The organism is Leucobacter albus (assembly GCF_039528015.1).
Classification (GTDB): Bacteria; Actinomycetota; Actinomycetes; order Actinomycetales; family Microbacteriaceae; genus Leucobacter; species Leucobacter albus.
The window spans coordinates 264,362-278,545 of sequence record NZ_BAAAKZ010000013.1; the positions used below are offsets into that span (position 1 = coordinate 264,362).

At 69.3% G+C, this 14,184-nt stretch carries 11 protein-coding genes; 9 read left to right on the top strand and 2 right to left on the bottom strand.

Annotated features, from left to right (window positions below; translation table 11 throughout):
* Positions 1–101 precede the first annotated feature (101 nt).
* Entirely contained in the window at positions 102–683 is a 582-nt protein-coding gene (locus ABD115_RS14335) for a hypothetical protein (RefSeq protein WP_343962037.1), read from the top strand.
* Between the two features lie 105 nt (positions 684–788).
* On the top strand, positions 789–1,499 hold the full coding sequence (locus ABD115_RS14340; RefSeq protein WP_343962039.1) for a YceI family protein: 711 nt from the start codon (positions 789–791) through the stop codon (positions 1,497–1,499).
* Between the two features lie 68 nt (positions 1,500–1,567).
* Here ABD115_RS14340 and ABD115_RS14345 read toward each other — a convergent pair whose 3' ends face one another.
* Positions 1,568–2,764, bottom strand: a complete 1,197-nt coding sequence (locus tag ABD115_RS14345) for a RimK family alpha-L-glutamate ligase (RefSeq protein WP_343962041.1) — start codon at positions 2,762–2,764, stop codon at positions 1,568–1,570.
* 26 nt (positions 2,765–2,790) lie between these two features.
* Here ABD115_RS14345 and ABD115_RS14350 point away from each other — a divergent pair, with 26 nt between their 5' ends.
* Entirely contained in the window at positions 2,791–3,267 is a 477-nt protein-coding gene (locus tag ABD115_RS14350; protein WP_343962044.1) for an ATP-dependent zinc protease family protein, read from the top strand.
* Positions 3,268–3,434: 167 nt separating this feature from the next.
* On the top strand, positions 3,435–4,535 hold the full coding sequence (locus ABD115_RS14355; RefSeq protein WP_343962046.1) for an N-formylglutamate amidohydrolase: 1,101 nt from the start codon (positions 3,435–3,437) through the stop codon (positions 4,533–4,535).
* Between the two features lie 81 nt (positions 4,536–4,616).
* Here ABD115_RS14355 and ABD115_RS14360 read toward each other — a convergent pair whose 3' ends face one another.
* Positions 4,617–5,966 carry an anaerobic C4-dicarboxylate transporter gene (locus ABD115_RS14360; protein WP_343962049.1) on the bottom strand — a complete coding sequence of 450 codons (1,350 nt, stop codon included), beginning with the start codon at positions 5,964–5,966 and terminating at the stop codon, positions 4,617–4,619.
* A gap of 274 nt (positions 5,967–6,240) precedes the next feature.
* Between ABD115_RS14360 and ABD115_RS14365 the strand changes: the two genes are divergently transcribed.
* The 5 genes from ABD115_RS14365 to ABD115_RS14385 all read left to right on the top strand — a co-directional run bounded on the left by ABD115_RS14365 (position 6,241) and on the right by ABD115_RS14385 (position 14,096).
* On the top strand, positions 6,241–7,878 hold the full coding sequence (locus tag ABD115_RS14365) for a SulP family inorganic anion transporter (protein ID WP_343962051.1): 1,638 nt from the start codon (positions 6,241–6,243) through the stop codon (positions 7,876–7,878).
* Positions 7,879–8,224: 346 nt separating this feature from the next.
* A complete protein-coding gene (locus ABD115_RS14370) occupies positions 8,225–9,496 on the top strand; it encodes a heparan-alpha-glucosaminide N-acetyltransferase domain-containing protein (RefSeq protein ID WP_343962053.1) in 1,272 nt (423 codons plus the stop codon).
* A gap of 278 nt (positions 9,497–9,774) precedes the next feature.
* Entirely contained in the window at positions 9,775–11,244 is a 1,470-nt protein-coding gene (locus ABD115_RS14375) for a MalY/PatB family protein (protein WP_343962056.1), read from the top strand.
* Positions 11,241–12,683: an O-acetylhomoserine aminocarboxypropyltransferase/cysteine synthase family protein gene (locus ABD115_RS14380; protein WP_343962058.1), complete on the top strand. Its 1,443-nt coding sequence runs from the start codon at positions 11,241–11,243 to the stop codon at positions 12,681–12,683. Before ABD115_RS14375 ends, ABD115_RS14380 begins: the two co-directional genes overlap by 4 nt.
* A 201-nt stretch (positions 12,684–12,884) precedes the next feature.
* Positions 12,885–14,096, top strand: coding sequence for an MFS transporter (locus tag ABD115_RS14385; protein ID WP_343962060.1), 1,212 nt, complete (start codon positions 12,885–12,887; stop codon positions 14,094–14,096).
* The last annotated feature ends 88 nt before the right edge of the window (positions 14,097–14,184 follow it).

The window sequence follows — 14,184 nt, forward strand, 5'->3', positions numbered from 1 at the left end:
ATCTTCGCTCACCGCCAGCGGGGCGGGCCTCATTCGTTCGGAGGAGTAAGCCGGGCCGAGCGCATGAGCCGCGCCCGTTCGGCCGCGGCGAGACTTGTGGCATGAACATCATTGTGGTCGCGATCGTTGCCTGTGAGATCGGTTTCTGGGCGGTGCTGGGCGCGGGGCTTGGGGCGCGCTATCTGCTGCGCATGCGACGCCTGTCGAGCGTGTTGCTCTTGTGTGTGCCTCTGCTCGACCTGCTGCTGCTCACGCTCATCACGTGGGATCTCGTGGTAAACGGCACGACAGCCGATTTCGCGCACGGGCTCGGCGCCGTGTATCTCGGGTTCACGGTCGCCTTCGGCCACCAGATCATCGGTCGCGCCGATGGCTGGTTCGCCCACCGTTTCGCCGGCGGCCCGCCGCCCTTCAAGGCACCGAAATCGGGGAGCGCGCAAGTGCGCTACGAGTGGCAGCAGTGGGGCAAGATGCTGCTCTGCGCGGTGATCGCGAGTGTCGTGCTCGGCGGCATCATTCTGCTTGTTGGCGACACCTCGCGCACGGCCGAGCTCACCGGCTGGATAGGCCGGGTCTGGCTCGTCACCGGCATCTGGCTCATCGGTTGGCCCGTGTGGGTGACGGTCTCGGGAGGCGGAAAGGAGCCCGAGCCCGGCGAGGTGTCGAACCAGGGCAGCCACTAACTTTTTCCAGGCGTCTCCCACCCGATTCAAAGAGTTCTCGTGGCTGGGGCTGAGACAGTGAGTCTCCTGCCCCACGGAACAATCCCTCCACGGAAGAGCCTCACCATGAAAAAATCACACAAGATCTTGCTAGGCGTCGGCGCGGGTGTACTCGTGCTCGGGGGAGTTGCGGCGGTCGCCGGCCCCGCGATCTACCGCGACCTCATCGCGGCCCCTGCCGCCGAGGCCCCAACCCTCGGCGGCGGCGATGTGCCGGCCGAGAGCCAGGCCGTGGCGTCGCTCGCCCCAGAGCAGGTGGCCGGCGAGTGGTCGATCTCCGAGGGCTCCGAGGCCGGGTACCGAGTCGACGAGGTGCTCAACGGCACCGATGTGACCGTCACCGGTCGCACCCCCGGGGTCACCGGCAGCTTCACCGTCGGCGCTGACGGGCTCTCGCTCGACGCGGCGAGCGTCGTCGTCGATGTCGCGTCGATCACCACCGACAGCGGGTCGCGCGACGCTTACTTCCGTGACCAGGCGCTGCGCACCAGCGAGTTCCCTGAGGCGACGTTCACGCTGACCGAGCCCGCGACGGTGGCGCAGCTGCCGCGCGCCGGCGAGACAGTCGAGGCCACCGCGACCGGCGAGCTCACGCTCGCCGGCCAGACTCGCCCCGTCACCGTGCGGGTCGAGCTGCGCAGCGACGGCACGACGGCCGAGCTGGCGGGGTCAATTCCGATAACCTTCGCAGATTACGGGGTGACCGCACCAGACCTCGGCTTCGTGTCGGTCGAACCAGAGGGGTTCGTCGAGTTTCAGCTCGTCGCGACGCGCTAGCCTGCGAACAGCGCTCGTAGCCCCAAGCGCGCAGAGCTTTCCGTGTTCAGCGCGATGCTCGGTGCCGTCTACCCGTCGACGAGATCCTGCGCCTCGGGCGGGAGCTTGCGCACACGCGCGCGGCGGCGCGGTCGCTCGGGAATCATCGAGCGCATCTCTTCGAGCTTGCCGAAGCACAGCAGCCGATCCTCTGGCTCGAGCACCACGTGCTTGCGCGGGTTCGGAATCACCTGCACGCCCCGGTGCAGCGTGAGCACGGTGATGTCGCGCTCCCACAGCCCCAGGTCTCCGAGCTGCTTGCCGACGTGCTCGGCGCCGGCGTGCATCGAGAGCTCGGCGACGCCGTAGCCTGTCGACACCGAAAGGCGCTGGCGCACGTCAATCTCGGGGAAGTTCACCTGGTTCGCGATGTAGTCGATGATCGCGCCGGCAACGTCGAGGTCGGTCGCCGTCTCGATGCCCTGGAGCCCAGGCGACGAGTTCACCTCCATGACGAGCGGGCCGTCGTCGCCCTCGAGCATGTCGACGCCCGCGACGCGCAGCCCCATGATCTGGGCGGCGCGCACCGCGGTCTGCTCGTAGGCGGGGTCGAGCTGCACCGGCTCGACGGTGCCGCCGCGGTGCACGTTCGAGCGGAACTCATCTCCCGATGCCACGCGGCGCATCGCGGCGACGACCCGATCGCCGACGACGAGCGCGCGAATGTCGCGGCCCCGGCTCTCTGCGATGAACTTCTGGATGAGCACGTTCTGCTGCGTCGAGTGCAGGGTCTCGATGATCGCCTCGGCGACCTTCACCTGCGGCGCGAGAATCACGCCAATGCCCTGCGTGCCCTCGAGCAGCTTGATCACGACCGGCGCGCCGCCGACCGACTCGATCGCCGGGCGCACATCTGCCCGGTTGCGCACGAAGGCCGTCGGCGGCATGTCGATCGAGTGACGCGAGAGAATCTGGATCGCGCGGAGCTTGTCGCGCGCGTTTGAAATACCGTTCGCGGTGTTCGGGGTGTAGACATCCATCTGCTCGAACTGGCGCACGACGGCGGTGCCGAAATAGGTGATCGAGTTGCCGATGCGGGGCAGAATAGCGTCGTAGTCGCTGAGCTGCTTGCCCCGATAGCGGAGGTCTGGTTCGTCGGTCGCGAGATCGATCGCAAAGCGAAGGGTGTTCAGCACCTTCACGTTATGACCGCGCTGTTCAGCGGCCGCGCGAAGGCGCTGCGTCGAGTACGCCTGCGGGGCGCGCGAAAGAATCGCCAGTTTCAAGCTAATTTCCTGCCAAGATAGATGCCGTGGACGAATACTATTCAAGCACCCTCACGGGCTGGCGTGAATGGGTGAGCCTGCCCGGAATCGGTGTGCCGTGGATCAAGGCCAAAATCGACACCGGGGCGCAAACCTCGGCCTTGCACGCGGGCAACATTACTCCCTTTATGCGCGACGATGCCGAGTGGGTGCGCTTCACCGTGCAACCGTGGCAGGAGGGCGCTCTCGACGAGGTCGAGGTCGAGCTCCCCATCCATGACCGGCGAACGGTTCGCAGCTCGTCGGGGCACACCCAAGACAGGCTCGTTGTGGTGATGGATCTTGGCCTGGTAGGCCGGGAAGTCTCTGTCGAGGTCACCCTCACCGACCGCGAAGAAATGGTGTTTCGAATGCTGATTGGGCGCGAGGCACTGAAGCAGGGGTACGTCGTAGATTCGGGTGCCTCCTACCTGGGTGGCAGGCCGCCCGCGAAGATTCGCAAGCGCAACCGAGGTCTCGCCTAACCCCGCGAAGCGCTCGCGCGGCTCGCGCGGCTCGCGCGACGACCCCGCTGACCCGTCGCACGCGTCTCACCCGGCGCACATAGCTTCCTCTAGCGCGACTCATACGCGGGTGAGAAGTAAATCAGAAACCCCTGGTCACGCTGCCTCTCCCTGGGTAGTCTTGGCATATGAGCCCGAACACTCTCGACTTCATTCCGGCCGGCACAGTCTTCACGCCAGAGCAGATCACCCACTACGCAGACCCAGACACGCGATCGCTCGATGAGGCGATCGCCGAAGCCGACGTGCTGGTGGCGACCCCACACTCCGGCGCTGCTATCCCCGAGGAGCTGGCTGAGTTCCTCTCGCCGGAGCTCACTCGCCGCCTGCAGTACGACTTCAGCGACGTAGCGACCGCGGCGATTGTGCGGCGCTGGGCAGAGATCGACCCCCGCATCGTCGCGGTGATCAACCCGCACCCCCGGCTCATCCGAGACCCCAATCGCAAGAAGCCGGCAGACGTACGCGCCGATCTCGCGGCCGCCATCGAGCGCGTGCGCGCCGCTGGCGCGTGGCAAAAGGTCGACCTCTCGGGCGTAGACGCGATCCGCCCCGTGACCTTCTCGTTCTTCCCGATTCTCGAGATCCCCGACACCGACGAGGGGCTGCAGCGGCTCGTCGACGCGTTTGCAGTCACCGCAGAGCAGGGCCTCGGCGTCTACGAGCAAACCCGCGAGGCCCTCACCGACAGGTTCGTCGCGCAGGGCCTCGAGCGTGGCGGTTCGTTCACGCGCCTGTCGTTCCACGACACGATGAACACGACAACCACCCGAGAGGGCGCAGTGAACGTTGCGCGAGCCGAGCCCGACCGCCTGCCGGCAGTCGTGGCACTCTCGAACCGCGGCGATCACGACGGCGAAGAACGCGACCCGGCAGACCGGCCGACCATGGACCCAGCCGCGCTGCGCGCGCTCGCCGCGGGGCACCGCGCGGGGTTCGAGGTTTCCGACCCCCGCGCGGTGCTGCTCAATCAGCCCTACCTGGGGAGCGAGGAGATTCGCGCGGCAGGCGAACGCTTCGGCGAAATGCGCGCAGAAGCTGCTGCGGCTGGCCTGAAGCTCGGTGCAGTGCAGGCCGAGTTCTTGCGTGAGTTCTTGCTCGGGCCGGCCGCCGCCGCCGAGCTGCAGCAGCCGGGCACCGACTGGGTGGAGGAAGACGCCGCCCACATCGATGCAATCGCGCAGGCGTGCAAGCGCTCGTGGGATGCCTTCCGCGCCACCCAGCGGTGACGGGAGGCTGCCCCGCCTGCCGGGCAGGCACGGCCCGATTCGCGCGGGCCTGCGCGCGGCGGGCGCCGCGGGCGCGGCAGGTTACCCGCCCCAGAGCACCCCGAACAGCGAGCCGACCGCGATGGTCGCGACCGCGAGGATCAGCGTGGGCAAGAAGAAGGAGTGGTCAACGAGCTTCGTGCCGAGCTTTGTTGAACCCGATTCGTCGAAGTTTGCCGCGGCGATCTGCGACCCGTTGGTGGGAAGCAGGTAGATGCCGGCGAATGCGCCGGCCCACATGCCGCTCATGAGGCCGAGGGGAATGCCCGCTGCGAGGCCAATCGGCACGATCGAGTTCGTCGCGGTCGACTGGCTGGTCGTCAGCACACATACGAGGAATACGCCGAGCGCAAAGATCCACGGCGCGGTGTCAACGAGCCCACCAATACCTTCGGCAACGAGCTTCGAGTGCTCACCGAGGAACGTGTTGGTGAGCCAGGCCAGGCCGAAGAGCGCGATGGCCGAGACCATACCGGCGCGGAACACGGTCATCGTCGGGATCTCTGCGACCTTCGGCTTCGCAACCAGCATGATGAGCGTGCCGGCGACGAACATAATGATCTCGATGATCGGGGTCATGCCGATCGGCTGCGGGTCGTCGCCAGCGCCGAGCGGGCGCAGACCGGAGAAGAGACCGAAGATGACGATCGCGAGGACACCGAGCAGGAAGATGATGGCGGCCCAGCGGCCCTCCTTGGTGACGGTCACTTCTGCCTTCACCTCGGTCGCCGTGGCGCCCGGCGCGACGAGCTTGCCCGAGGCGATCTTTGCCTGGATTTCTGGGTCGTCGGCGATGTCCTTGCCGAGGCGGCGCACGAACAGGCTCGCGAGGAAGATGCCGACGATCGCGGCGGGGAGCGTGACCTTGATGATGTCCATCAGCTCGAAGTTCCAGGGAGCCGTGTCGGTGAGGGCGATCATCGCGGCCATCGCCGCTGATACGGGGCTACAGGCGAGCGCGACGCCGGTCGCAACGACTGAGAGCGAGAGCGGTCGAGAGGGGCGGATCCCGTTGCGATACGACAGGTCATAGATCACCGGGAGCAGCGGGTACAGAATATTCGACGTGCCAGCGCCGACCGAGAAGAGGAACGCGGTCAGGGGAGCGATGAGGGTGATCTGTTTCGGGTTCTTCGAGATCACCTTGGCTGCGATCGAGACCATCCAATCGATTCCGCCAGCTGCCTGCATCATCGACGACGCGAGCACAACGGAGAGCACGATGAGCAGCGCGTCTACCGGCGGGGCGCCGGGAGCGAGCCCGAACACGAAAACAAGAATTGCGACGCCAGTGCCGCCCCAGAGCCCGAGCCCGACTCCGCTCGACCGGGTGCCCATGACGATACACCCGAGCACAACAAGCAATTGCGTAACAAACAGGAAGATATCCACGGGTTCCCCTTCGACCTCGGCTTTGGACACAGACTATCTGCGTTTCAAGAGTTGTCACAGTGTTTTCTGTGCGCAGGCTATCACTCATGGTGCTTGCGCCGATCGACCCCTTTCGCGCCGCAGCCCGCAGCCGGGTGCCGCGGCCAGGCACCAGGCATCGCCAACGCGCGGCGTCGGTCACCGCACGCCGACCGTAGCGCGAAGTAGAAATGCCTGATCACTGGCGACTCAGTGTCGTGTGAGGCATGATAGATGAACAAGTGAAAGGCGGCTCGTGTCTGCAATTCTCTCCGGCCTGCGACTCCTCCTCCCGACCCGCGATGACTACCGTGGCCTGCGCGGCGGCTGGCGGGGCGACGTTGTTGCTGGCCTCACCGTCGGCATTGTCGCGCTGCCGCTCGCCCTCGCGTTCGGCGTGAGCTCGGGCGTCGGCGCAGAGGCCGGCCTCGTCACCGCGATCGTCGCGGGCCTCGTCGCGGCGATCTTCGGCGGCTCGAACGTGCAGGTCTCGGGCCCCACGGGAGCGATGGTGGTGGTACTCGCGCCGATCGTCGTGCTGCACGGCGTCGGCGCAGTCGCGGTCGTGAGCCTCATGGCGGGCCTCATGGTCGTCGCGGCCGGCGTCTTCAGGCTCGGGCGCGCGGTCAGCTACATCCCGTGGCCCGTCATCGAGGGGTTCACCGCGGGCATCGGCATCATCATCTTCCTGCAGCAGGTGCCCGCCGCGCTCGGGGTCTCGGCCACCGGCCACTCCTCGAACGCCGTCGTCGCAGCCTGGCAGACCATCACCGAGGCGAGCTGGCCCGCCGCGCTGCTCCCGCTCGCCGCAGTCGCGGCCGTCGCGGCGATCATGCTGCTGCTCGACCGTTTTATGCCGGCGATCCCGTCGTCGTTCGCCGCGATTCTCATCGTGTCCGTGGTCGCCGCGCTCATCGGGTCACCGCTGCCAACGATCGGTGAGCTGCCGAGCTCACTCCCGGCGCCGGCGCTGCCGAGCTTCGACGGCGCCATGCTTGCCGCGCTTGCCGGCCCAGCCGCAGCCGTCGCCGCGCTCGCCGCGATCGAGTCGCTGCTGTCTGCTCGCGTCGCAGCGAGCATCGCAGACACCGGGCCGGTGAACGCTGACCGCGAGCTCTTCGGCCAGGGCCTCGCCTCCATCGCATCGGGCCTGTTCGGCGGCATGCCCGCCACAGGTGCGATCGCCCGCACCGCCGTGAACGTGCGCTCGGGAGCCCGCACCCGAGTCGCTGCGATCGTGCACGCGCTCGCGCTGCTGCTCGTGGTGCTCGTCGCGGCGCCCATCGTCGGCGCGATCCCGCTTGCCGCCCTCGCGGGGGTGCTCATGATGACCGCCGCCAAGATGGTCTCATGGCAGACCGCGCGTCGGGTGTTCGGCTCGGGCAAGTCAAGCGCCGCGACGTTCGCGGTCACGCTGCTCGTGACGGTGAGCGTCGACCTCGTCGTCGCCGTAGGGATAGGCGTCGCCGTCGCCGCGTTCTTCGCCTTGCGCACCCTCGGCAACATGAGCGTCGCGACCCGCGAGCCCCTTCCCGGCGAGGCAGAGGCGGGTGACGAACGCATCGCGCTGTTTCGCGTCGAGGGGTCGCTGTTTTTCGGCGCGGCGGATCGGCTCGTCGAGGCTATCTCGGACGAGGAGGGCGTGGAGGTCGCGATCCTCCGCCTCTCCGACCTGCAAATCATCGATGCGACGGGCGCCAACGCGCTCGCTGGGCTCGTCACGAGCCTCGAACGGCGCGGGGTGACCGTGCTCATCAAGGGTGTGCAGGCGCACCACCGCAAGCTGCTCGACAGGCTCGGGGTGATCAGATCGCTGCGCGATCCGCACCACCTCTTCGACGAGCTCGAGCCCGCGCTCGAGCACGCACGCGACCACATCAGGCGCGCCGCTTAACCCGCGTCGGCCGCGCCGGGGGCCCGGCCGCCGGGCCGCCCGGCCGCCGGGCTCCCGGCCAGCCAGCCAGCTCCGTTCCTTGCCTCGCCCCCTCAACCCCACACTTACCTCCGAGGCCACCCCCTTGCAGCCCGAAACAAGGGCCCGCCTCGGAGTCAACGCAAGGGTTCAGGGGGCGCGGCGGGCGCGGCGGGCGCAGCGGGCACAGCAGGCGCGGCGGGCGCAGCGGGCGCGGCAGGCTCGCCCGGCGCGGCGGGCGCAGCGGCACCCGAGCGGTACCCTGGTGCCACGCGCGTGGCCCCTACGGATGATGCGCTGGGCCGCCCACTCCCGCAGACTGGAGATCATGGAACGAACACTGCGATCCACAACCAGACCACACGCGAGCGCGGCACCGGCACGCGCGAGCGCCCGCTACATCGGCATCGACCTCGCCCGCCTGCTCGCGGTCATCGGCATGATGGCGAACCACCTCGTCGCAATCGTCGGGGCGAATCCAGCGGCCTCCGAGCTCGATCAGCGCGCCAGCGAGATCGCGACGACCATGACGGGCGGCATCGCGGCGGCGCTCTTCGCGGTGCTCGGCGGAGTGAGCGCCGTATTCGCGAGCCGGCGCGCCATCGCGGCCGGGCGGCAGGGCGCCGCGATCGCGTCGATCATGGTGCGCGGCGTGATACTCATCGTGCTCGGGCTCGCGCTCGGGGCGCTCCTCAGCCCGATCATCGTGGTGCTCGCCTACTACGGCGTCGCCATGATTCTCGTCGCCGTGTTCGTCGCGGCCCGCTCGTGGGTGATCGCGCTCACGGCCGCCGCGCTGTGGGTCGCCGGCGGCCCGCTCAACGCCCTCGCCAGGCAGGCGCTCGGAGTCGTCGAGGAGGCCGGTTCACCCTCGTTCGAGTCGATCGCGGCCGAGCCACTCGAGACCATCCGCGGGCTGCTGCTCACGGGCACCTACCCGGCCGTCACCTGGGTCGCATACCTGCTCGTCGGCATGCTCATCGCCCGCGCGCTGCTCTCAGCACAGGCGGCCGGGAGGCTCGGCCGCACCGCCCTTGCGCTCGGAGGCGCCGGTGTTGCCCTCGCGACGTTCGCGACGCTCGTATCGAACTGGGTGCTGGCGAACCTCGATCGCTTCGGCGTCACCGCACCGCCAGGCCTCGACATGACGACCTTCTCCGAGTACCTCGGCATGCAGCAGTTCGGGGCTCCGAGCTCTCCCGAGCTGTGGGCGCAGCTCATCGCCTCGCCGCACTCGGGCTCCCCCATCGAGATGCTGCGCACCGTGGGCATTTCCCTCGCCGTGATCGGCCTGCTCGTGACGCTGTTTGATAGCCGCGGCAGCGCTCCGGGGCGCGTCACCGACGTGTTCAGGGCTGCGGGCGCCGCACCGCTCACGATCTACACGCTGCACCTCATCGCGACGAGCATCGCCTATGCGCCGCTGTACGCCGGCAGCGATTTCGGCGGGGCGCTGCCGTGGTGGGTCGCGGGGCTCGGCGCGCTCGGCATTCAGCTCGCTGGCGTGCTCGTGATCGGCCTGGTGCTCTCGCTCACGGGCAGGCGCGGCCCGCTCGAGGCACTCACCTCGAGGATCGCGCGCCTGGTCACGCGCAGTTAGGGGCTGCGGCGGGGTCGGGGGGCACGGCGGTGCCCAGGAGGCCCCTGGCCCCGGCCCCGGCCCCGGCCCCCAGCCCCGGCCCCCGGCCCCCGGTCCCCGGCCCCCGGTCCCCGCCCCCAGCCCCATATATATGGCAGTTGTTGTCGCCTGGGGCGCTCGGAGACGACAACAACTGCCATATCTGTGGCGCCGCCGCGGTACGTGAGCCAAGAGCAGTCGTGTGACGCTGCGTTACCGGGCAGATCGCGCGCAGACAACGCCCGGAGCAGGATAGGGGCATGGCTGACTGTACGCACCCCCAGCGCACCGCACCGAGCGGCAACACCGACCCGGGCAAGCTCACCGACCCGAGCGGCGTGCCCTTTGCCGAGCTCGACCCCGCGCTGCTGCGAGCGCAGCGCACGAGCCTGAAGTGGACCCGCTTCCCCGCTGACACGCTGCCGCTGTTCGTCGCCGAGATGGACTTCGCCGTCGCCCCCGAGATTCGCGCCGCGCTCATCGAGCGCGTCGAGCAGTCAGACCTCGGTTACCTCGACGGACCGGGCCCGCTCGCCCCCGCGTTTGCGAGCTTCGCACGCGACGTCTGGGGTTGGGAGGTGCGGGAGGATCGGATCCACCTCGCGACCGATGTCGCCACCGCGGTCGTCGAGGCGCTGCGCGTGCTCGCCCCGCACGGCACCAGGGTCGCCGTGCCGACGCCCGTCTACCCCGGGTTCTTCGAGATGCTCGAGGAGCTGCCGTTCGAGGTCGTTGAGGTGGAGCTCGCGCACGGCGGCGGAGCGGGAGCCGAGGGCGACGTCGAGGGCGCAGTCGAGGGCGAAGCCGAGGGCGCCGACCGCGCCGGGTCAGACAGGGGCACAGACGCCGGCCTCCTCTCGGGCACCGGCACCGGCACCGGCACCGGCACAGGCACAGGCACCGGCACAGGCACCGCGCCAAGGCTCGACCTCGCGGCAATCGAGCGCGAGTTCGCGCGCGGCGTCGATGCGTTTTTGCTGTGCAACCCGCACAACCCACACGGGCTCGTCCACACCGAGGCCGAGCTCGCGGGGCTCGCGCGCCTCGCCGCCCGCTACGGCGTCGCGGTCGTCTCCGACGAGATCCACGCCCCGCTCACGCACTCGGGTGAGACGTTCGTGCCGTTCGCCCCACTCGCGGCCGCGGCCGGCGCGCTCGCGGTGACCGCGATCTCGGCGAGCAAGGGTTGGAACATCGCGGGCACCAAGTGCGCACTCATCGTCGCGGCCGACGACCGCGCGAATGAGGAACTCGCGAAGCTGCCGCCCGAGACAGTCACGCGGGCGAGCATCCTCGGCCTGCACGCCTCGGTCGCCGCGTTCACCGACGGTCGCGAGTGGCTCGCGCGCGCCATCGCGCAGATCGAGGCGAACACGCGCCTGCTCGCAGGGCTCGTGGCCGAGCGGTTGCCCGGAGTCACGCTCACGGTGCCGCGGGCCGGGTATCTCGCGTGGCTCGACTTTCGCGCGGCGGGGCTCGGGGGCGACCCGCACTCGCGGATCCTCACGGATGCGCGCGTCGCACTCAACGACGGCGCGTTCTTCGGCACAGGAGGGGCCGGCCACGTGCGGCTCAACCTCGCGTGCGCGCCGCAGACCATCATTGACGCGGTGGGGCGGATCGCCGAGGTTCTGCCGGCCGCCGCCCTACCGGCCGCTGCCGCCCTGCCGGCGGCCGCAGCTTCCCCGGCCGCCGCAGTAGCAGCAACACCCGAGGAGGCACGCGCATGACCGAGCAACCCGCCACGCAGCACCACGCCGCGCAGCACCCCATCACCGACTGGGCGGGCTTCGGCTTCGATACCCGCCAGGTGCACGCCGGCGAGTACCCCGACCTGAACACGGGGCTGCGCGTGCCGCCGATCGCACTGTCTGCCGGCTACGTGTTCGACGACTTCGACGACCAGGTCGATCGGTTCGCCGGCCGCAGCATCGACCCGATCTACTCACGCCAGGGCAACCCGACGAACGGCGTCGCCGAGGCCCGACTCGCCTCGCTCGAGGGCGGCGTCGCCACGGTCGCGGTGTCAAGCGGCCAGGCAGCGATCTCCTCCGCGCTGTTCGCGCTCGCCAAGGGCGGCGACCACATCGTGTCGACTGCATCGATCTACGGCGGCACGCGCATTCTGTTCGGGCGCAGCTTCGCGCGCTTCGGCATCGACGTCGACTACGTCTGGGATGCGGAAGACGATGCCGAGTGGCAGCGCGCGATTCGCCCGAACACGAAGGCGATCTACACCGAGACGATCCCGAACCCGCGCAATGACGTCACCGACCTCAGGCGCATCGCAGCAGTCGCGCGGCGCTTCAATCTGCCGCTCGTCGTCGACAACACTGTCGGTACCCCGGCCCTCATTCGGCCCATCGAGCACGGCGCGAACATTGTCGTGCACTCGACGACAAAGTTTCTCACCGGGCACGGGGCCGCCGTCGGCGGAGCGATCGTCGACGGCGGCACCTTCGATTGGGAGGCCGCTGAGCGGGCGGGGCGCTCCTTCCCGCTCATCACCGATGTGAAGCCTGGCCTCGGCTCAATGGTGGATCGCTTCGGCGCAGGCGCCTACGCCCGTGCCACGCGCGAGGCGGTCGTGAACGACATCGGGCCCTCGCTCTCGCCGTTCAACGGCTTTCTGCTGCACCAGGGCATGGAAACGCTGTCGCTGCGCATGGAGCGCCACGTTGCCTCATCGCTCGCGATCGTGGCCTGGCTTGAGCAGCAGCCCGAGGTCTTGTCTGTCGACTACGCCGGGCTGCCATCGTCGCCACTGTACGAGCTCGCGGCGCGCGATTACGGCGTGGTGAGTGCGCGCGTGGCTGGTGCTGGCGGCGCGGCTGGTGCTGGCGGCGCGGCTGGCGGCGAGGCTGGCGCGGGAGGCGAGTTCGCCGGAGCGCGAACGGGATCGGTATTCGGCGTGACCGTGCGCGGCGGCATCGACGGCGCCCGCGCCTTCGTAAACGGGCTGCGGGTGTTCTCGCGCATGACCGGCATCGGCGACACCCGCTCGATGGTGATCCACCCGCTTTCCTCTACCCACGCGACGTTCGCCCCCGAGATCAACGACCGGCTCGGCATCACGCCGGGGCTGCTGCGTCTTTCCATCGGGCTCGAGTCGGCGGCCGACCTCATCACCGATCTACGCACGGGCCTCGACGCGGCCGCACGAGTGTAGTGCTGACGCGGCCCCCGAGCGGTGTTGCGCTCGGATCCGCCACCGTGCACAGATCCGCCACCGCCGTCGGATCCGCCACCGCCGTCGGATCCACCACCGCGCGCGGTTCGCTCGCGCCCCGCGCCCTCCCCGAGCACAAACGGTCGGGAACCGGGTTCGCGCGGTCGGGCTGGCGGCGTCGCGTGATGGGAGCGTAGTTCCATGACCACAACAGCCCCCATTCCCGTCGTCGCCGCGACGACGCCGCCCGGCACCCGCATGCCCTACGGCGCGCTGATCGCACTCATGATGATGAGCTTTTTGCTTGTCACGAGCGAGTTTCTTCCGAACGGTGTGCTCACCGAGATGGCCGAGGGCCTCGGCATCACGACCGGGCAGGCCGGCCAGACCGTCAGCATGACCGCGCTCGCTGGGCTCATCGTCGCCACCACCGTGTCGAGCCTGTTCCCGCGCATCGACCGCCGGGCGCTGCTCATCTGGATGGCACTGCTCGGGGCGCTGTCGAACCTGATCGTTGCGGTCGCGCCGACGTTCTGGCTCATCCTCATCGCCCGCTTCATGCTCGGCGCGGCCCTCAGCACGTTCTGGGCGATGTCGATCAGTGCGGCATCGACGCTCGTCGGCCCGGCCAGGCTTGGGCGGGCGCTGATGTTCACCTCGGGTGGCGTCTCGCTCGCGACCGTCGCCGGCGTGCCCGTTGGCGTGCTGCTCTCAAACGCCTTCGACTGGCGCGTGGTGTTCGCTCTCATCGGAGTCGGCATGCTGTTGCTCGCCGTCGCCCTGCGCTTCTCGCTGCCGCGCATTCCTGCGACCCAGTCGGGTGGGTTCGCTGCGCTCGGCCGCGCGCTGCGTTCGACGGGGGTGGGGCTGGGGCTCGGCGGGCACGTGCTCGTCGTACTGGGGCATTTCGCCGCCTACACCTACATTCGCCTTGCGCTTGCGCGGGTCACCGACGCGACCGGCACCGCCATCAGCGCCTCCACCATCGTCACGCTACTCGTGCTGTTTGGGGTCGGCGGGCTTATCGGCAACTTCGTCATCGGTCTCATTGTTGACCGCACCTTCCGGGTGTTCGCCGTGGTGTCTCCGCTCATCATCGGCGCAGCCGTGCTGACCGTGCTCGCGGCGCCCGGAGCCCTGTGGGCAGTCGCAATCGCGGTCACCGTGTGGGGCTTCTTCTTCGCGTCATGGCTGCTGGTCGTGAATACGTGGGCGGGCAACCGGCTCCCTGACGAGCTCGAGGCCGGCGGGAGCCTCGTGGTCGTCGGTTTTCAGGCCGCGATCTTTCTCGCGGCCGCTGGTGGCGGGCTGCTCAGCGACGCCGCCGGAATCACCGCCGTCTACGCCGCTGCCCTCGTCGTGTTGGTCATCGGGTCGCTACTGTTCGGCCTCTCGCACCGGGCGCGGGCCTAGGCGCCGGGCGGGCCCGGGCCCGGGCGTGGCCCCGGCCCCGGGCACGGCGCGGGCGCGGCCCCGGCCCCGGGCCCGGGCGGGCAAGTCG

What these genes read in the sequence shown, in the direction of transcription:
- ABD115_RS14370 (WP_343962053.1), top strand. Translation starts at nt 8,225, where the DNA reads ATGGAACGAACACTGCGATCCACAACCAGACCACACGCGAGCGCGGCA.
- ABD115_RS14340 (WP_343962039.1), top strand. Translation starts at nt 789, where the DNA reads ATGAAAAAATCACACAAGATCTTGCTAGGCGTCGGCGCGGGTGTACTC.
- ABD115_RS14375 (WP_343962056.1), top strand. Translation starts at nt 9,775, where the DNA reads ATGGCTGACTGTACGCACCCCCAGCGCACCGCACCGAGCGGCAACACC.
- ABD115_RS14380 (WP_343962058.1), top strand. Translation starts at nt 11,241, where the DNA reads ATGACCGAGCAACCCGCCACGCAGCACCACGCCGCGCAGCACCCCATC.
- ABD115_RS14355 (WP_343962046.1), top strand. Translation starts at nt 3,435, where the DNA reads ATGAGCCCGAACACTCTCGACTTCATTCCGGCCGGCACAGTCTTCACG.
- ABD115_RS14385 (WP_343962060.1), top strand. Translation starts at nt 12,885, where the DNA reads ATGACCACAACAGCCCCCATTCCCGTCGTCGCCGCGACGACGCCGCCC.
- ABD115_RS14335 (WP_343962037.1), top strand. Translation starts at nt 102, where the DNA reads ATGAACATCATTGTGGTCGCGATCGTTGCCTGTGAGATCGGTTTCTGG.